An 18,247-nucleotide genomic window follows, 5' to 3' on the forward strand; every position below is an offset into this window, starting at 1 on the left:
CCCGCCGATGGACACCGCCAGTCCGGCGTCGGCGAGTTCGGCGAGCGCGGCCTCGCCCTGCCCGACGTCGATCAGCGCCGGCAGGTGCGGCGCGGTGGGGCACTCGCCGCCGAGCGCGACGGCGAGCCGCAGCACGGCCTGCGCGGGCTCGCTCAGGCCCTCGGCGAGCCGCACCGCGGGCGAGGCGGTCTCCGCCACCGAGGGCAGCGGGACGGTGCGGCGCAGCGCGTCCTCCCGGATCGCCGGGTCCGGGTCGTGGACGGGCCCCTCGACGGCGCCGAAGACGTCCATCCGGTCGTCCTCGGCGGCGACCAGCGCGTCCACCGCGACGTCCCGCTGGCGCAGCAGGGCGGCGGCCTGGACGAAGCGCAGCGGCAGGCCCTCGGACTCGAACCAGAGGTCCACCGCCCAGGCCTTCTCGTCGACGTCCAGCGGCCGCCCGGCCAGCCGGGCGGTGAGGGCGAGGCAGGCGGAGCGGGAGAGCCCGGCCACCAGGTGGTCCTGGAGCCGGGAGCCGGACGGCAGCGGCGGGCCGTCCGGAGCGGCGGAGATCAGGAAGGCGCAGCCGGGGGCGGCGGCGAGCAGCTGCTCCAGCTCGGCGCCCGCGGGTTCGGCGGAGTCGATCACCACGATCGCGCCGACCTCGGCGAGGTGGGCGGCCAGCTGCCCGGGGTCGGGGCGGTAGCCGGGGGCGTGGTGGGTGGCCGCGAAGAGGTCCTGGAGCAGGTCGGGAAGGGTCCGGCGGTGGCCGCAGAGCTGCACCACTCCACCGGGGGCGAGGTCGGCGGCGGCCTCGGCGACGGCCGACAGCAGCGCGCTGCGGCCCGAGCCGGCCTGGCCGACCAGGCGTATCGAGCGGCCCTCGGAGAGCAGGCCGAGCAGTTCGACGACGTCGACCTCGCGGTCCAGCATCGGCAGGTCGGCGGGCCCGGCGCCGAGCGCGAGCGGGCCGACCGCACGGCCGACGCCGCCGACCGGACCGCGGGCGGGCTCGCTGCGTCCGGTCCGGCGCGGACGCGGACGCCACTCCTCGGGACAGGTCCTGGCCTCGGAGCCGTCCGGTGCGCCGACGCCCACCAGCAGGCCGCCGGAGACCAGTTCACCGCCACGGGTGCGGACGGCCTCCTGCCGGAACTCACCGGATGGCTGTGACACGTTCTGCTCCGCATCGTGCTCGGCCGTCGGCGCCCCGCGCCGCCCGGCTGACGTCCCGCTCGCGGCCGCGGCCGGGCTGGAGGCAGCCCCGGCGGCCGTCTTCTGACGGGCAGACTCTTGCACATCCGGCCCCGACCGTGCAGAGCGGTCCGTGACTGACGGCCGGTCGGCGGCGCTGACCAGGGGCGTTGCGCGGGCGGGGTCGGACGTACGCGGGCGTGCGGTCCGGCGCGCGGAGCAACCGTGTCTAGAGCGCGACCCCGTGCGCCTCGGCGACGCCCGCGGCGCCGTCGACGGCCAGGATGCGGTGCAGCTTGGTGGCCACCAGCAGCCGCTGGAGCTGGGCCGGGACGGAGCGCAGCACCAGTCGGCGGCCGATCCGGCCGGCCCGCCGGTGGGTGCCCATGATCACGCCGAGCCCGGTGGCGTCCCAGAACTCCAGCCGGGCGAGGTCGAGCACGAGGTCGCCGAGGCCGCCGTCCACGGCCTGGTGCAACCGGACCCGCGCGTCGGCGGCGGTGCGCACGTCGAGGCGGCCTTCGATGGCCAGCGCCGTGTGGTCGCCGGTGATGCGCATGCTCTCCTCCTTCGCCTGGACGGCCTGGTGCGGGGCGGGTCCGCCCCGGCCGTGCCGGGTACGGGAGCGGGGGGTTCGTCCGGGCGGGCCGCAGCCCCTCACCCGGCCCCGGGCGGAATGCCGGGTTCCCTCATCTGACGGTGAACCGGCTCCGCAGGTTGCTGGTTCCGGCCAGATCTGAAGCAACTTCACCCGTCCGAGGGAATATACGCAGGTCGGCCCCACACCTACGCTCGATTACCGCCCAAATCACCCGTCTGCGGCACGCTGCGTGAGGAAACTCACCCGGCCCGGCGGAGCGGGCCGTACGATGCTCCGATCGCACGGCCCGCCGGTCGTTCAGCCCCGCAGGCTCACTTGCCCTCGTACGGGTAGAAGCCGCGGCCGCTCTTGCGTCCCAGGTCACCGGCGGTGACCATGCGGGCCATGATCTCCGGCGCGGCGAACTTCTCGTCCTGGGTCTCGTCGTAGATGTTGCGGGCGGCGTGCAGCAGGATGTCCACGCCGGTCAGGTCGGCGGTCTGGAGCGGGCCCATCGCGTGGCCGAAACCGAGCCGGCAGGCGGTGTCGATGTCCTCGGCGGTGGCCACGCCCGACTCGTACAGGCTGGCGGCCTCGACGACCAGCGCGGTGATCAGGCGGGTGGTCACGAAGCCGGCCACGTCGCGGTTGACCACCACGACCTCCTTGCCGACGCCCTCGGCGTAGGCGCGGGCGGTGGCCAGCGTCTCGTCGCTGGTCTTGTAGCCGCGGACCAGCTCGACCAGCTTCATCATCGGGACCGGCGAGAAGAAGTGGACGCCGACGACCGACTCCGGGCGCTCCGTGGCGGCGGCGATCCGGGTGATCGGGATGGCGGAGGTGTTGGAGGCCAGCACGGCGCCGTCCTTGGCGAGCTTGTCGAGCTCGCGGAAGACGCCCTCCTTGACCTCCAGCTTCTCGAACACGGCCTCGACCACGATGTCGGCCTCGGCGACGGCGCCCAGGTCGGTGGTGGTGGTGATCCGGCCCAGCGCGGCCTCGGCGTCCTCGGCGCTCAGCCTGCCCTTGGCGACGAACTTCCCGTACGAGGCGCGGATGCCCGCCAGGCCCCGCTGGAGCGCCTCCTCGGTGACGTCCCGCAGCACCACCGGGTGGCCGGCCTGCGCGGACACCTGGGCGATGCCGGCGCCCATCAGGCCGGCACCGATCACGGCGATCTGCTTGCTGGACGCATTGCTCATGGCTGGGTCTCCCGATGCCGTCGCCGCCCTGCGGGCGGGCCCTGAAGGCGGCTCAGGACAGGGGTCACCCGCCGTAGGAGCCGCATCGCTCTGGCCGGACTCTAATGCCCAAATCCCCCGTGCAATAGCAATCGGGAGTGTGATCTGCAACCGACCTGGTCGGTCGCCCAAGAAGGCGACCGGAGTGGCGACAAGAGGGTGATCAGATGGTCAGCCCGAGGTCCTGGGCCAGGATCGCCGCCTGCACCCGGCTGCGCAGCCGCAGCTTCGCCAGGATCCGGCTGACGTGCGTCTTGGTGGTCGCCTCCGCCATCTCCAGCCGGGCCGCGATCTCCCCGTTGGACATCCCGGAGCCGATGCAGGCCAGCACCTCCCGCTCGCGGCCGGTCAGCGCGCCCACCGCGGCCCGGGCCTCCGGTCCGACCGCCCGCTCGGGGCGGGCGAAGGCCCCGATCAGACGCTTGGTCACCGAGGGCGCCAGCATGCCGTCCCCGCGCGCCACCGTACGGATGCCCTCGACCAGGGTGTCCGCCTCCAGGTCCTTGAGCAGGAAGCCGGACGCGCCGGCCCGCAGCGCGCCGTAGACGTACTCGTCCAGGTCGAAGGTGGTCAGCACGAGCACCTGCCCGGCCCCGGCGGCGACCACCTCGCGGGTCGCCGAGACGCCGTCCAGCCGGGGCATCTGCACGTCCATCAGCACCACGTCCGGCCGCAGCTCCAGCGCCAGCCGGACGGCCTCCTCGCCGTCGGCGGCCTGCCCGACCACCTCGAAGCCCGGCTCGGCGCGCAGGATCATCACCAGCGCCGCCCGCACCGCCGCCTGGTCCTCGGCCACCAGTACCCGGATCGTCATGCCCGCCCCTCGTTCCCCTGGGCGCGCGGCAGCACCGCGCGCACCCTCCAGTACCCGTCCCGCGGCCCGGCCTCGAAGCTGCCGCCGAGCAGCCCGGCCCGTTCCGCCATGCCCACCAGCCCCGCCCGGGCGCCGGGCAGCCCGCGGCCCGGCCCGCCCCGGTACGGGCTGTCCACGGCGATCCGCAGCTCCTCGGGCGCGAACTCCAGCCGCAGGCTGACCAGTCCGGGCCCGGCGTGCTTGAGCGCGTTGGTCAGCGACTCCTGGACGATCCGGTACGCGGCCAACCCGACCGGCACCGGCAGGTCGCCGCGCTCGCCGGACTCGGACAGCTCGAAGTCCAGCCCGACGTCCTGGCCGGCCGCCCGGGCCTTGGCCAGCAGGGCGTCCACCGCGGCCAGGTCGGGCGCCGCGTAGGACTCGTCCACCTCTCCCCCGCCGCTGTCCCGGAGCAGCCCGATCATGCGTCGCATTTCGGCCAATCCCTGGACGCTGTTCTCCCGGATCACCGCCAGCACCTCCACCAGCGGATCGTCCTCGGGCAGGCTCCGGCGCCGGGCCACCGACTGGGCGCCGGTGGCGTGGATCGCGATCGCCGACAGGTGGTTGGCCACCACGTCGTGCAACTCCCGTGCCATCCGGGCCCGTTCGGCGCCGATCGCCTCGCGCCGGTCCATCTCCGAGAGCAGCGCGGTCTGTTCCGCCCGCAGCCGCTCGGTCTCCGCCTCCTCCCGGTGCTTGCGCACCACGTCCCCGGTCCACACCGGGGCCAGGAAGACCAGCGAACTGACCACCACCACCAGCAGCGCGCCGGACGTCCCGCCGTAGATCGCCGCGAGGGTGGAGAGGGCCAGCACGGTGGCCCCGCCGCTCAGGTGCAGCACCCGGGACATCCGCGGGGTCCCGTAGATCACCGCCGCGTACAGCAGGTCGGTGTACATGATCAGCGTCGCCAGCAGGCTGCCGGCGAACAGGCTGCCCGCGAAGGCCAGCCCGCCCAGCGACACCGCGAGCACCGGCCTGGTCCGGCGCACCAGCTCCAGCCCCGCCAGCACCACCAGCGGCAGCACCACCGCCCACAGCGGCACCCGGTCGGCCCGGTCGTACACCTTGAAGACGATCAGCACCGAACCGCCGAGCAGCCCGCAGAGGGCGATCAGCTGGTCCTGCCGGCGCGGGGAGAGGGCGGGGAACGGGAGGGGCACGTTCCCATCTCACCACCCCCGGCGGCCGGCCCGGCTCCGGTCCACGGAGGAGCCCGCTACATCGAAAGGTGCAGGCCGCTACGGCACCGCGCGACGACGACAGCGGCGCGCCCGCGCACCAGGCTGGAAGCACCGCCGAAACACCCGGGAGCAGAACGTGATCGTCACCCTCATCGTCGCGGCCGAGATCTCCTTCTGGATCCTGCTCGGCCTCGGCCTCGCCACCCGCTACCTGCTCCGGTGGCGCCGCACCAGCACCGCGCTGCTGGTCGGTCTGCCACTGGTCGACCTCACCCTCTACGCCCTCACCGTCCTCGACCTGCGCGGCGGCTCCACCGCGAGCTGGACGCACGCCCTGGCCGCGAGCTACGCGGGCTTCTCGATCGGCTACGGCCCCTCGCTGGTCCGCTGGGCCGACCGGCACTTCCTGCACCGCTTCGCCGGCGGCCCCAAGCCGCTGCCCTCGCCCAAGTACGGGCCCGAGCGGACCAGGTACGAGTGGCAGATCGCCGGCCGGACCGTCGTGTCCGCCGCCGTCACGCTGAGCCTGATCACCCTGCTCGTCCCGCTCTCCGCGGGCTCCGCCCACTTCGGCACCTTCCTCCAGTGGTACCTCAAGCTGGGCATCGCCGCCGTGGTCAACGTGATCGTGGCCGGCTGCTACTCGCTCTGGCCCAAGCAGCCGCCGGCCGGCGTGCTGGTCGAGGACGGCCGGGTGGTCACCGGGAAGACCCTCGCCGGGACCACCCCCGGCGGCACCCCCGCCGACCGGCCCTGAACCGTCGAGGGCCCGTCCCCGGACCCCCACGGGGGAGGAGTCCGGGGACGGGCCCTCGACGCGTTCTAGCGGTTCTCGCCCGGGACCCAGAGCACGTCGCCGCGCTCCTTGTTGGCCACCCGGGCCAGGATGAACAGCAGGTCGGACAGCCGGTTGAGGTACTTCGCGGTCAGCGGGTTGACGCTGTCGCCGTGCTCCGCGATCGCCGACCAGGTGGAGCGCTCGGCCCGCCGGACCACCGTGCAGGCCAGGTGCAGGTGGGCCGCCCCGGCCGTGCCGCCGGGCAGGATGAAGCTGCGCAGCTTCTCCACCCGCGCCAGGTAGTCGTCGCAGTCCGCCTCCAGCCGGTCGATGTAGGACTGCAGCACCCGCAGCGGCGGGTACTTCGGGTCCTCCACCACCGGGGTGGACAGGTCGGCGCCGACGTCGAACAGGTCGTTCTGGACCCGGACGAGCACCGCCGTCATGTCCTCCGGCAGCTCCCCCACGGCGAGGGCCACCCCGATCGCCGCGTTCGCCTCGTTGGCGTCCGCGTACGCGATCAGTCTCGGATCGGTCTTGCTGGTCCGGCTCATGTCGCCGAGCGCGGTGGTGCCGTCATCGCCGGTACGGGTGTAGATGCGCGTCAGATTGACCATGCGGCCAGCGTAGCCGCCGGGTTAGGCGGCGTTAACCCCGCCTGGAGAGGCCGCTACGCGACGTTCACCCTCTGCCCGGGCGGGGCCGCCTCCAGCCAGGCCAGGAAGCCGGTCAGCGCGTCCTCGCTCATCGCCAGTTCCAGCGGCGCGCCGTTGTGCAGGCAGCGCAGCACCACCGAGCCGGACAGCAGCGCCAGTTCCTCCTGGCCCTCCGGGTAGCGCCGGCCGAGCACCTCGATCTCCCGGCGCGGAAGCATCTTGCGCGGGCGCGGGGCGTACGAGAAGACCCGGAACCACTCGATCGAGTCACCGCTGTAGCGGCCGATACCAAAAACCCACCCCTTGCCGTCGGTCGGGGGGACCGGGGCTGAGGTGGGTTTGCCGTTCTCGTCGAGGTCGGGCTGCGTCGAGGCGTCGGCGGGCATTTTGAGCCGGTAACTGCAGTCGAAGGTGCCGCCGACCCGCTGGATCAGGCGGCGTCGGACGGCGAAGGCCATCAGCCCGATCACTCCCAGGGCCACGACCGCCGCACACACCACAAGCGCGAGGACCATGCTCACCTACCTCCTCGCTACCCGCGTTCCCCGTAACGGTCGTATCAAGCGACCGCGCTGACCTACCAACTACGACGACAGTCCCGGGGTCACGCTCGCGCGTCCCCGGGACCGTCGGTCGACCCCGCTAAACCGGGGTCCGGCGCACTCAGGCGTGGGCCTTGAGGCCGCGCGCCGCGAACAGACGGACCTCGGCGCGCCGCTCGGCGTGCTCGTCCAGGCCCGACTTGGCCTTCTCCAGTGCGCGCTCGGCACGCGCGACGTCGATCTCGTCCGCCAGCTCGGCGATCTCCGCGAGCAGAGACAGCTTGTTGTCGGCGAAGGAGATGAAGCCGCCGTGCACCGCGGCGATCACGGTGCCGCCGTCCACCGTGCGGATGGTGACGGGACCGGTCTCCAGCACGCTCAGCACCGGGGTGTGGCCCGGCATGATGCCGGTGTCACCGGAGGCCGTACGGGCGACGACGATGGTGGCCGCACCGGACCACACCTTGCGGTCGGCTGCGACCAGCTCGACGTGCAGCTCAGCCAACGTGGGCTCCTAGGCTCATGCAACGCCCGATTACTCGGGAGTTTCGGTAAGAATAACGGCCCCGCGCCTCCGGCATGAAACCGGCGGCACGGATTTGACCGGAATCACAGCCGATGCGACGCGAGGGGTGGGTCCCAGGGCTGGGGCCCACCCCTCACGGTCACGCTCAGCTGCTACCGGCCGCGATTACTTCTTCGCCAGCTCGGCGGCGTTCTTCTCGAGGTCCTCGATGCCACCGCACATGAAGAAGGCCTGCTCCGGGACGGAGTCGTACTTGCCGTCCGCGATCGCGTTGAAGGCCTCGATGGTCTCCGACAGCGGCACGGTCGAACCCTCGACACCGGTGAACTGCTTCGCCACGTAGGTGTTCTGCGAGAGGAAGCGCTCGATGCGACGGGCGCGGTGCACCGTGATCTTGTCCTCTTCGGACAGCTCGTCGATACCGAGGATCGCGATGATGTCCTGGAGGTCCTTGTACTTCTGCAGGATCCCCTTGATACGGATGGCCGTGTCGTAGTGGGTCTGCGCGATGTACCGCGGGTCGAGGATGCGGGACGTGGAGTCCAGCGGGTCGACGGCCGGGTAGATGCCCTTCTCCGAGATCGGGCGCGACAGAACGGTCGTCGCGTCCAGGTGGGCGAAGGTGGTGGCCGGCGCCGGGTCGGTCAGGTCGTCCGCGGGGACGTAGATCGCCTGCATCGAGGTGATCGAGTGACCGCGGGTCGAGGTGATGCGCTCCTGGAGGAGGCCCATCTCGTCGGCCAGGTTCGGCTGGTAGCCCACCGCGGAGGGCATGCGGCCGAGCAGGGTCGACACCTCGGAACCGGCCTGGGTGAACCGGAAGATGTTGTCGATGAAGAGGAGCACGTCCTGCTTCTCGACGTCACGGAAGTACTCCGCCATGGTCAGCGCGGACAGCGCGACCCGCAGACGGGTGCCCGGCGGCTCGTCCATCTGGCCGAAGACCAGCGCGGTCTTGTCCAGAACGCCCGAGTCGACCATCTCGTCGATGAGGTCGTTGCCCTCACGGGTGCGCTCGCCGACACCGGCGAACACCGACACACCACCGAAGTTCTCGGCGACGCGGTAGATCATCTCCTGGATCAGAACGGTCTTGCCGACACCGGCACCACCGAACAGACCGATCTTGCCACCCGTGACGTACGGGGTGAGCAGGTCGATGACCTTGATACCTGTCTCGAACATCTCGGTCTTGGACTCGAGGTCCTTGAACTCGGGAGCCTTGCGGTGGATCGGCCAGCGGACCTCGACCTGCTTGTCGAACTCCGCCTTGTCGACGTTCAGCACGTCACCGAGGGCGTTGAACACCTTGCCCTTGGTGATCTGGCCGACCGGGACGGAGATCGCCGCACCGGTGTCGGAGACCTGCGAACCGCGGACCAGGCCGTCGGTCGGCTGCATCGAGATGCCGCGGACCATGCCGTCGCCGAGGTGCTGGGCGACCTCGAGGGTCAGGATCTTCTTGCCCGTGCCGTCGGGGTTGTCCACCTCGACGTGCAGGGCGTTGTACATGTCCGGAATCGCGTCGACGGGGAACTCCACGTCGACGACCGGGCCGATGACCCGCGCGACGCGGCCCGTCGCCGTGGTCGGCTCAACAGTGGTGGTCATACTCATTCGCTCCCGCGGCTAGCGTCGGCGAGGGCGTTGGCGCCGCCGACGATCTCGCTGATTTCCTGGGTGATCTCGGCCTGACGGGCCGAGTTGGCAAGCCGCGTGAGCGACTTGATGAGCTCGCCGGCGTTGTCCGTCGCGCTCTTCATCGCGCGGCGGCGGGCGGCGTGCTCGGAAGCGGCCGACTGCAGCAGCGCGTTGTAGATCCGGCTCTCGACGTACCGCGGCAGGAGCGCGTCCAGGACGCCCTCCGCCGACGGCTCGAAGTCGTACAGCGGGAAGATCTCCGACTTGGCCGGCGACTGGTCGCTGAGCTGGACCTCGTCCAGCTTCAGCGGCAGCAGCCGCGCCTCGACCGCGTTCTGCGTCAGCATCGACACGAACTCGGTGGAGACCAGGTGCAGCTCGTCCACGCCGCCGGTCTCGGCCGTGAAGGCCTCGATCAGGTCGGCCGCCACGGTCTTCGCGTCACCGTAGGTCGGCTTGTCCGAGAACCCCGTCCACGAGTCCGCCACCGTCAGGCCGCGGAACGTGTAGTACGAGACGCCCTTGCGGCCGATGATGTACGTCACCACGTCCTTGCCCTCGGACCGCAGGCGCTCGCTGAGCACCTGGGCGGCCTTGATGGCGTTGGTCGAGTAGCCGCCCGCCAGGCCGCGGTCCGCCGTGATCAGCAGGACTGCGGCGCGCTTGGCGGCCGGGTTCTCGGTGGTGAGCGGGTGCTTGGCGTTGGACCGGGTGGCCACCGCCGTCACCGCCCGGGTGAGCTCATCGGCGTACGGAGTGGAGGCGGCCACCGCGCGCTGCGCCTTGACGATGCGCGACGCGGAGATCATCTCCATCGCCTTGGTGATCTTCTTCGTCGCGGTGACAGAGCGGATCCGGCGCTTGTAGACCCGAAGCTGTGCTCCCATGGGTCGTTACGTCCTTTCCCTCGCTACCGGACTCAGGCCTGCTCGGAGAGCAGCTTGCCGTCAGCGGTCTGGTAACCCTGCTTGAAGGCCTCGACGGCGCTGGTCAGCGCGTCGACGGTGCCGTCGGCCAGCAGGCCGGTCTCCACGATGCCGGCCAGCAGGTCCTTGTGCTGGAGGCGGACGTGGTCCAGGAACTCGCGCTCGAAGCGGCGGATCTCGGCGACCGGGACGTCGTCCAGCTTGCCGGTGGTGCCGGCCCAGATGGAGACGACCTGCTCCTCGACCGGGAACGGCTGGTACTGGCCCTGCTTCAGCAGCTCGACCATGCGCGCACCGCGCTCCAGCTGGGCCTTGGAGGCCGCGTCCAGGTCGGAACCGAAGGCGGCGAAGGCCTCCAGCTCACGGTACTGGGCGAGGTCCAGACGCAGGCGGCCGGCGACCGAGCGCATGGCCTTGATCTGGGCGGAGCCACCGACGCGGGAGACCGAGATACCGACGTTCACGGCCGGGCGGATGCCGGCGTTGAACAGGTCGGACTCCAGGAAGCACTGGCCGTCGGTGATGGAGATGACGTTGGTCGGGATGTACGCCGAGACGTCGTTGGCCTTGGTCTCGATGATCGGCAGACCGGTCATCGAGCCGCCGCCCAGGGCGTCGTTCAGCTTCGCGCAGCGCTCCAGCAGGCGGGAGTGCAGGTAGAAGACGTCACCCGGGTAGGCCTCGCGGCCCGGCGGGCGGCGCAGCAGCAGGGAGACGGAACGGTAGGCCTCGGCCTGCTTCGACAGGTCGTCGAAGATGATCAGGACGTGCTTGCCGTCGTACATCCACTCCTGGCCGATGGCCGAACCGGTGTACGGGGCGAGGTACTTGAAGCCGGCCGGGTCGGAGGCGGGAGCGGCCACGATGGTGGTGTACTCCAGCGCGCCGGCCTCCTCCAGGGCGCCGCGGACGGACGCGATGGTGGAGCCCTTCTGGCCCACGGCGACGTAGATGCAGCGGACCTGCTTCTCCGGGTCGCCCGAGCGCCAGTTGTCACGCTGGTTGATGATCGTGTCGACGGCCACCGCGGTCTTGCCGGTCTGGCGGTCGCCGATGATCAGCTGGCGCTGGCCGCGGCCGATCGGGGTCATCGCGTCGATGGCCTTGATACCGGTCTGCAGCGGCTGCTTGACCGACTTGCGGGCCATGACGCCGGGGGCCTGCAGCTCCAGGGCACGGCGACCGGTGGCGGCGATGTCGCCCAGGCCGTCGATCGGGTTGCCCAGCGGGTCCACGACGCGGCCGAGGTAGCCGTCGCCGACCGGAACCGAGAGGACCTCGCCGGTGCGGCGCACGGTCTGGCCCTCTTCGATGCCGCCGAACTCACCGAGGACGACGACACCGATCTCGCGGGTGTCGAGGTTCAGCGCGAGGCCGAGCGTGCCGTCCTCGAACTTCAGCAGCTCGTTCGCCATGACCGAGGGCAGGCCCTCGACATGCGCGATGCCGTCCGCCGCGTCAGTGACCTTGCCGACCTCTTCCACAGAAGCGGCGTCCGGCTGGTACGACTGGACAAAGTCGGCCAGCGCGTCCCGGATCTCCTCCGGACGGATCGTAAGCTCCGCCATCAGGCTTCCCTGCTCTCCTAGTTTGCGATCCTCGGCCCGCCATTGAGGGCCGCAAGTATTCGACTCTCGGCCGGGTCTTCCGAACCGGCCGTACGATGTGCCGGCTCCTTGGGGAGCCGGTTTCCCGACCGAGGGTCGGATGTGCTGCTTGGGTGCTCAGCCTTCGAGCGACTGGCGAGCGCCCTCGAGGCGGCTCGACACGGTGCCGTTGATGATCTCGTCGCCGATCTGCACCCGGACGCCGCCGACGACCTCGGGGTCGACGTCGATGTTCAGGTGGACCTGGCGGCCGTACATCCGGGCCAGAGCACCGGACAGGCGCTCCTTCTGGGTGTCCGACAGCGGCACCGCGGTGGTGACCAGGGCCACCACGCGGCCGCGGCGCGCGGCGGCGAGCTTCGAGTAGGACTCCAGGCCCTGCTCCAGGCTACGGCCACGCGGCACGTTGACGAGGGCGGTGACCAGCCGGACGGTACCGGCGTTGGCGCGGCCGCCGAGCAGCTTGCCGATCAGCCCGGCCTTCGCGACGGCACCGGCCTTCGGCTCGGTCAGCGCGGCGCGCAGCTCGTGCGAGCCGCTCACCACCCGGCCGAAGCGGAAGAGCTCGTCCTCGACGTCGTCCAGGGCGCCGGCCTTGTCCGCGGCGATGATCTCCGCGTAGGCGGCGAGCTCCTCGGTCGCGTCCACCAGGTCGCGCGAGCCCGACCAGCGGGAGCGGACCAGGCCGGAGACCAGGTCGACGGCCTCGCCGGAGACCTGGCCGGTCAGCAGCGAGGTGACCAGCTGGGCCTTGTCCTGGCCCGACCGCGAGGGGTCGGTCAGGACGCGGCGCAGCGACACCTCGCGGTCCAGCACGGCCGTGACGGCGGTGAGCTCCTCGGCGAGCTTGGCCGCGTCCACCGAGGTGGAGTCGGTCAGGCTCTCCAGGTTCTGCCGGCCGGCGACGAGGGCCTCACGGCTGGCGCCGATCACTTGGCCGCACCCTGAGCAACGGCGGCCTTGGCCTCCAGCTCGTCCAGGAAGCGGTCGATGACGCCGCTCTGCCGGGTGTGGTCCTCGAGGGACTCACCCACGATGCGGGACGCCAGCTGGGTGGCCAGCGAGCCCACGTCCTGACGCAGGGCGGCAGTGGCCTGCTTCTTGTCCGCCTCGATCTGGGCGTGACCGGCGGCGACGATGGCCTCGCGCTGGCGCTGGCCCTCCTCGCGCATCTCGGCGAGCTGGGCGGCACCCTGCTCGCGAGCCTGCTCGACGATGCGGGCAGCCTCGTGGCGCGCCTCGGCGAGCTCGGCGCGGTACTGCTCAAGCAGGGCCTGGGCCTCCACCTGGGCGGCCTCGGCGCGCTCCATCCCGCCCTCGATCGCGTCCCGGCGCTCCGACAGCACCTTCTCGATGCTGGGGAGGAGCTTCTTGCCGAGCAGACCGAAGACGATGAAGAAGCAGAGCAGGCCGATGATGATCTCGGGCCACGCGGGGAGGAGAGGGTTCATCTTCTCCTCGGCCGCGAGCTGGACGATCGCCATGCTCATATCTGGACCTTCCTCAGAAAGGGTCTACGGCGGGATTACTTGTTGCCGAAGACGAACGGCATGACGATGCCGATGAGGGCGAGCGCCTCGGTCAGCGCGAAGCCGATGAACATGTTGGAACGGATGAGACCGGCAGCCTCGGGCTGGCGGGCCATGGCCTGGACACCGTTACCGAAGATCAGACCGACGCCGATGCCGGGGCCGATGGCGGCGAGGCCGTAGCCCAGGGAGGCGACGGAACCGTAGACAGTGCCCTCAGCGAGGATGCTCATTGACGTTGTCCTTTGCAGGGTGGTGAACCGGTGGTGATTGGCCACCGGGCGATCCGGGACGGGAAGTGGTTCTCGGCGGGGCCGGGGCCCCGGGGCTCAGTGCGCCTCTTCCAGGGCACCGGCGATGTAGCTGCTGGCCAGCATCACGAAGATGTAGGCCTGCAGGAACTGGACCAGCAGCTCGAAGGCGGTCAGGCCGACGGCCACGATGAACGAGGCCGAGCCGTACAGCGCGCCCAGGGACGGGCTGAGCAGGTACCAGGAGGCGATGGAGAACATCACGATCAGCAGGTGGCCGGCGAACATGTTCGCGAAGGCTCGGACCGCGAGCGTGAAGGGGCGCACGAAGATGTTCGAGAAGAACTCGATCGGCACCAGGATGAACATGACCCAGCCGGGGATGCCCGACGGCCAGCAGAGGTTCTTGAGACCGCCGACGAAGCCGTGCTTCTTGAAGGTCAGCGTCATGTAGGTGATCCACACGACCGCAGCGAGGCCGGCCGGGAACGCGATCGCCGCCGACACCGGGAACTGTGCGAACGGGATGATCGACATGATGTTCATCAACCAGATGAAGAAGAACATCGAGACCAGCATCGGGACGTACTTCTCGCCCTTCTTGCCGATCGTCTCCAGCACGATGGAGCGCTTGACGAAGTCGTAGCCGATCTCACCGACCAGCTGCAGCTTGCCGGGGACGAGGCGCGGCTTGGCGAAGGCGGCCCAGAAGAACACGACGACCAGGAGCGCGACGATGATCGACAGCAGCATCGGCTTGTTGAACTCGATGCTGCCGATCGAGAAGATCGGCTTGAACTGGAACTCGTTCAGACCCGGGGCCGGGAAGCCACAGCCAGCGTCCCCGAAGTGGCAACTGCCTGAGGCGAGGGACGTGAGTTCAGCACTCACCGCGGACTCCTTCGTCGTGACGCATGGTTACGGCAACCTCGGTGTGTCGGCGTGGCCTGCGACCACGGAGCGGCACTGGAACTTGATGGGTTTCTCGCCGACCCCGCGCGCCGGTGCACGGCACCACAGCGGGATCATCGAAGACTGCGCGGATCAGGGGGGCGATCCGTCCGCTCTCCGGACAGACCAGGCCTCTTCCCGTACTCCGTTGTTGCGACGGACGATAGCAGCCCGTCAGTGCGGCATAAACACCGCCCCCCTCGTTGGGGGGACAGTTGGGCCTCGTCACTGTTGACGCCCCTTGTCGGAGGGCTTGTCGCCCTTCTTTTCGGAGGCGTCGGGGTCGACGTAGAAGGTTTTGGCCTTGAGCGCACCGCGCACCTGGAAGCCCGTCCAGATCAGGGCGCAGCCGAGCAGGGTGAACGCGAAGGCCTGCCGGTTGAACAGCTCGGTGTCCTTGAAGACCGCGAGCACGATGCCGACCAGCAGGATCTGCGTGGTGTACACCAGCAGCGCCGCGGCCATCATGATCTGCGGGTTCGACCTGGTCAGCCGGTCGAGCGCGACCTGGCCGAAGCTGAAGAAGGCCATCACGAGGAGCGCGCCGAAGAGGGCGCCGAGCAGCCCCTTCCCACCGGCAACGGCAAAGGAGATCACCATGGCGATGATTCCGGCGACCGCAGTGGGAATCGCGGCGCCTCGGAGGATCCGGGCGTCGGTGGACGGCATGTCGGCAGCTCCGGCGGCATGTCGATGTGGCGGGGGACGGGCACTGCGGTGGCGGGTGACACCGGACCGAGGCATCGCCGCGGGCCGCCATGTGAGCGACGGGCCCGGTGAGGGAGACCGACAGGGACGGAAGTCATCCACCTGTCAGGTCTTTCGGCGTGTTCTCGATACTCGTGAACGGTATCACAAACTATTTGATGAGAGCTTTACCATGAATGTGTGGCACCTGTCACACCAACGGCGCAACGATTCCGCCGTTCGGGTGACGGCCACCTGTCGTGGCATCAACTCCCTTGTCAGTGGCGGCCGGTGGCCTTGGGGTGGGAGCCGACCGCGGTGGAGCCCACGCCGGACTCCCGCCCGGCTTCACCCAGGAGTTCCTTGTCCTTGGCCGACAGTTCAGCCATCGGACCGCTCTGCTGCCGGCGGTAGCGCGGGGGGACGAAGGACTGCACCGCCCGCGGGGCGCGCGGCCGGAACCGCGGGGTGAGCAGCACCACCAGGCCGACCAGGCAGAGCCCGGCGAGCGTCAGGACGACGGTGCGGCCGGTGTTGGTCACCGAGAAGGCGACCGAGCCGAAGGCGATCAGCGCGGCCCAGAAGTACATGATCATCACGGCGCGGCTGTGCGAGTGCCCCACCTGGAGCAGCCGGTGGTGCAGGTGGCGCTTGTCCGCGGCGAACGGGGACTGGCCCGCCCAGGTGCGGCGCACCACCGCGAGCAGCAGGTCGGCCAGCGGCAGCGCGATGACCGTCAGCGGCAGCAGCAGCGGGATGTAGATCGGCACCAGGGCGTGCACGGCGGCGGTCTGCGAGCCGGCCTCGTTGCTGATCAGGTCCGGGTCGACCCGGCCGGTGATGGAGATCGCGGCGACGGCCAGCATCAGGCCCAGCATCATCGAGCCGGAGTCGCCCATGAAGATCCGCGCGGGGTGCATGTTGTGCGCCAGGAAGCCCAGGCACATGCCGATCAGCAGCACGCTGAACAGCACGGCGGGGGCCGCGTCGGAGATCGTGTAGCCGTACCAGAGCCGGTAGCTGTACAGGAAGAAGGCCATCGCGGCGATGCAGACCATGCCGCCGGCCAGGCCGTCCAGGCCGTCGATGAAGTTCACCGCGTTGACCATGACGACGACCAGGGTGACCGAGATGACCATGCCCTGGGTCGGGCTCACCGCGACCGGGCCGACACCGGGCACCGGGAGGGTGATCACCGTGACGCCCTGCCAGACCATCACGCCGGCGGCGATCATCTGGCCGCCGAGCTTCACCAGCGCGTCCACGCCCCACTTGTCGTCGAGCACCCCGAGCAGGAACATGATCCCGGCCCCGGACAGCAGCGCGCGGATGTCGGTGCCCTGGGAGAACACCTTGCTCAGGTTGTCCAGCTGCGAGGCGACCAGGATGCCCGCGCACAGTCCGCCGAACATCGCGATGCCGCCGAGCCGCGGCGTGGGTTCGCGGTGCACGTCACGGGCGCGCACCGGCGGCATGGCGCCGGCCGCGATGGCGAACTTCCGGACCGGGCCCGTCAACAGGTAGGTGACGGCGGCGGTGCAGAACAGCACCAGCAGATACTCACGCACCACTGGCCTCCTGCATCACTGTCGAACGGGGAAGTACCGAAGGTACTCCCCTGCCTTCCCGGGGTTCGAGGTGCGTCGCCACGGCACACACCTTATTGAGTCGGACGCCCGGACCGTGCATCGCGGTTCGCCCTCCCGGGTAGGAGATCCGGATACCCGCGGAAGGCCGCCGTCAGGCCCGGTCGGCGAAGGCCGCCGCCAGCTCCCGGACCCGCGCCGCGGCCGGGACGACCGCGTCCCCGGCGAGCACCCGCGCGATCAGCCCGGCGATCTCCGCCAGCTCCGGCTCCCCCATCCCCTGGCTGGTGACCGTGCCCGTGCCCAGCCGGATGCCGGAGGTCTCGGCGGCCGGCGCCGGGTCGTACGGCAGCGCGCACTTGCCGAGCAGCAGCCCGGCCGCCGCGCAGCGCCGCTCGGCCTCCGCGCCGGTCACGCCGAGCGGGCTCACGTCGGCGGTCACCAGATGGGTGTCGGTACCGCCCGTCAGGGGGCGCATTCCGGCCTCTGCGAGCCCCGCGGCGAGCGCCCGCGCCCCGGACACCGTCCGCTCCGCGTACGCCCGGTACGCGGGCTTCGAGGCCTCCGCGAGGGCCACCGCCTTGCCGGCCACCTCGTTCATCGCCGCGCCGCCCTGGCTGAACGGGAACACCGCCCGGTCGATCCGCTCGGCCAGCTCCGCGGTGCACAGCAGCAGCCCGCCGCGCGGGCCGCGCAGCAGCTTGTGGGTGGCCGCCACCGTGACGTCCGCGTACGGCACCGGGGAGGGCGCCACCCCGGCCGCGATCAGCCCGGTGGTCTGCGCGGCGGAGGCGATCAGGTAGGCGTCCACCTCGTCGGCGATCTCGCGGAACGCCGCCCAGTCCGGGTGCCGGGGGTGCGAGATCGAACCCGCCACGATGGCCTTGGGGCGGTGCTGCCGGGCCAGGTCGCGGACCTGGTCGAGGTCGATCAGCCCGTCGGACTCGCGCACGCCGTAGCCGGTGAAGTCGAACCAGCGCCCGGAGAAGTTGGCGCGCGAGCCGCAGCTGAGGTGGCCGCCGTGCTCCAGCGACATCGCCAGCACCCCGTCGCCGGGCCGCAGCAGCGCCGCGTACGCCGCCAGCATCGCCGAAGTCGCCGACCGCGGCTGGACGTTGGCGTGCGGGGCGGCGAACAGCTCACGGGCCCGGTCGATCGCCAGCAGCTCGGCGGCGTCCGCCAGCGCGCAGCCGGTGTGGTGCCGGCGGCCCGGGTAGCCCTCGGCGTACTTGTCGATCAGCGGGCCGGTGAGCGCCGCCAGGACGGCGGGGGTGGTCAGGTTCTCCCCCGCCAGCAGCTGGATCGTCTCGGCGCGCCGCTCGGCTTCCGCGGCCAGCAGGTCGGCCAGCTGCGGATCGGCCCGGTGCAGCGCCTCGGACGCCCAGGGGCGCCCGGTCGTGGCGGTCGGGCCGGACGCGGCATCGGTGACGGTCATGGCGGGGCTCCCGGGCGCTGCGGGGACTGTGTCACCCAGCGTAGGACCGCTCCCGCCACCCGGCCCGCCGGGCCGCGGCCGAACGGCCCCGTGCGGCG

18 protein-coding genes and 1 pseudogene are annotated in these 18,247 nt (G+C 71.0%); 1 reads left to right on the forward strand and 18 read right to left on the reverse strand.

What is annotated here, in order from left to right:
* The 5 genes and pseudogenes from AE652_RS46400 to AE652_RS14650 form a co-directional block, all read right to left on the reverse strand.
* A pseudogene (locus tag AE652_RS46400) lies at positions 1-1,155 on the reverse strand (ATP-binding protein); the annotation flags it as partial.
* 247 nt (positions 1,156-1,402) lie between these two features.
* Positions 1,403-1,732: an STAS domain-containing protein gene (locus AE652_RS14635; protein ID WP_049651796.1), complete on the reverse strand. Its 330-nt coding sequence runs from the start codon at positions 1,730-1,732 to the stop codon at positions 1,403-1,405.
* Positions 1,733-2,085: 353 nt separating this feature from the next.
* A complete protein-coding gene (locus AE652_RS14640) occupies positions 2,086-2,955 on the reverse strand; it encodes a 3-hydroxyacyl-CoA dehydrogenase family protein (RefSeq protein ID WP_049651797.1) in 870 nt (289 codons plus the stop codon).
* A 202-nt stretch (positions 2,956-3,157) separates the two neighbouring features.
* Positions 3,158-3,808, reverse strand: a complete 651-nt coding sequence (locus AE652_RS14645; RefSeq protein ID WP_049651798.1) for a response regulator transcription factor — start codon at positions 3,806-3,808, stop codon at positions 3,158-3,160.
* Positions 3,805-5,013 carry a sensor histidine kinase gene (locus AE652_RS14650; RefSeq protein ID WP_049651799.1) on the reverse strand — a complete coding sequence of 403 codons (1,209 nt, stop codon included), beginning with the start codon at positions 5,011-5,013 and terminating at the stop codon, positions 3,805-3,807. The genes AE652_RS14645 and AE652_RS14650 overlap by 4 nt, the downstream gene beginning before the upstream one ends.
* A gap of 157 nt (positions 5,014-5,170) precedes the next feature.
* Between AE652_RS14650 and AE652_RS14655 the strand changes: the two genes are divergently transcribed.
* Complete coding sequence (locus tag AE652_RS14655) at positions 5,171-5,791, forward strand: hypothetical protein (RefSeq protein WP_063780161.1); 621 nt, start codon at positions 5,171-5,173, stop codon at positions 5,789-5,791.
* 65 nt (positions 5,792-5,856) lie between these two features.
* Here the strand turns inward: AE652_RS14655 and AE652_RS14660 are convergent, their stop codons facing one another.
* The 13 genes from AE652_RS14660 to glyA all read right to left on the reverse strand — a co-directional run bounded on the left by AE652_RS14660 (position 5,857) and on the right by glyA (position 18,149).
* Positions 5,857-6,429 (reverse strand): cob(I)yrinic acid a,c-diamide adenosyltransferase, encoded by a 573-nt coding sequence (locus tag AE652_RS14660; RefSeq protein ID WP_049651800.1) that lies wholly within the window; start codon positions 6,427-6,429, stop codon positions 5,857-5,859.
* A 53-nt stretch (positions 6,430-6,482) separates the two neighbouring features.
* Complete coding sequence (locus tag AE652_RS14665; protein WP_049651801.1) at positions 6,483-6,983, reverse strand: DUF2550 domain-containing protein; 501 nt, start codon at positions 6,981-6,983, stop codon at positions 6,483-6,485.
* 148 nt (positions 6,984-7,131) lie between these two features.
* A complete protein-coding gene (locus AE652_RS14670; protein ID WP_030235805.1) occupies positions 7,132-7,515 on the reverse strand; it encodes a F0F1 ATP synthase subunit epsilon in 384 nt (127 codons plus the stop codon).
* Positions 7,516-7,701: 186 nt separating this feature from the next.
* A complete protein-coding gene (gene atpD, locus AE652_RS14675) occupies positions 7,702-9,147 on the reverse strand; it encodes a F0F1 ATP synthase subunit beta (protein WP_049651802.1) in 1,446 nt (481 codons plus the stop codon).
* Between the two features lie 2 nt (positions 9,148-9,149).
* Positions 9,150-10,064, reverse strand: coding sequence for a F0F1 ATP synthase subunit gamma (locus AE652_RS14680; RefSeq protein ID WP_049651803.1), 915 nt, complete (start codon positions 10,062-10,064; stop codon positions 9,150-9,152).
* Between the two features lie 32 nt (positions 10,065-10,096).
* Positions 10,097-11,671 (reverse strand): F0F1 ATP synthase subunit alpha, encoded by a 1,575-nt coding sequence (gene atpA / locus AE652_RS14685; RefSeq protein ID WP_049651804.1) that lies wholly within the window; start codon positions 11,669-11,671, stop codon positions 10,097-10,099.
* A 156-nt stretch (positions 11,672-11,827) separates the two neighbouring features.
* Complete coding sequence (locus AE652_RS14690; protein WP_049651805.1) at positions 11,828-12,643, reverse strand: F0F1 ATP synthase subunit delta; 816 nt, start codon at positions 12,641-12,643, stop codon at positions 11,828-11,830.
* Positions 12,640-13,200 carry a F0F1 ATP synthase subunit B gene (locus AE652_RS14695; protein ID WP_107086439.1) on the reverse strand — a complete coding sequence of 187 codons (561 nt, stop codon included), beginning with the start codon at positions 13,198-13,200 and terminating at the stop codon, positions 12,640-12,642. Before AE652_RS14695 ends, AE652_RS14690 begins: the two co-directional genes overlap by 4 nt.
* A gap of 35 nt (positions 13,201-13,235) precedes the next feature.
* On the reverse strand, positions 13,236-13,472 hold the full coding sequence (gene atpE / locus AE652_RS14700) for an ATP synthase F0 subunit C (RefSeq protein WP_031074289.1): 237 nt from the start codon (positions 13,470-13,472) through the stop codon (positions 13,236-13,238).
* A 96-nt stretch (positions 13,473-13,568) separates the two neighbouring features.
* Positions 13,569-14,381, reverse strand: coding sequence for a F0F1 ATP synthase subunit A (atpB, locus tag AE652_RS14705; RefSeq protein ID WP_049651806.1), 813 nt, complete (start codon positions 14,379-14,381; stop codon positions 13,569-13,571).
* A gap of 285 nt (positions 14,382-14,666) precedes the next feature.
* The gene (locus AE652_RS14710) at positions 14,667-15,110 is read right to left on the reverse strand and encodes a hypothetical protein (RefSeq protein WP_049651807.1); all 444 of its coding nucleotides are present in this window, start codon (positions 15,108-15,110) and stop codon (positions 14,667-14,669) included.
* 296 nt (positions 15,111-15,406) lie between these two features.
* Positions 15,407-16,696, reverse strand: a complete 1,290-nt coding sequence (locus tag AE652_RS14715) for an MraY family glycosyltransferase (RefSeq protein WP_049651812.1) — start codon at positions 16,694-16,696, stop codon at positions 15,407-15,409.
* Between the two features lie 172 nt (positions 16,697-16,868).
* Complete coding sequence (glyA, locus tag AE652_RS14720) at positions 16,869-18,149, reverse strand: serine hydroxymethyltransferase (RefSeq protein WP_049651808.1); 1,281 nt, start codon at positions 18,147-18,149, stop codon at positions 16,869-16,871.
* Between the last annotated feature and the right edge of the window lie 98 nt (positions 18,150-18,247).

It is taken from the genome of Kitasatospora sp. MY 5-36 (assembly GCF_001182915.1).
GTDB lineage: Bacteria > Actinomycetota > Actinomycetes > Streptomycetales > Streptomycetaceae > Kitasatospora.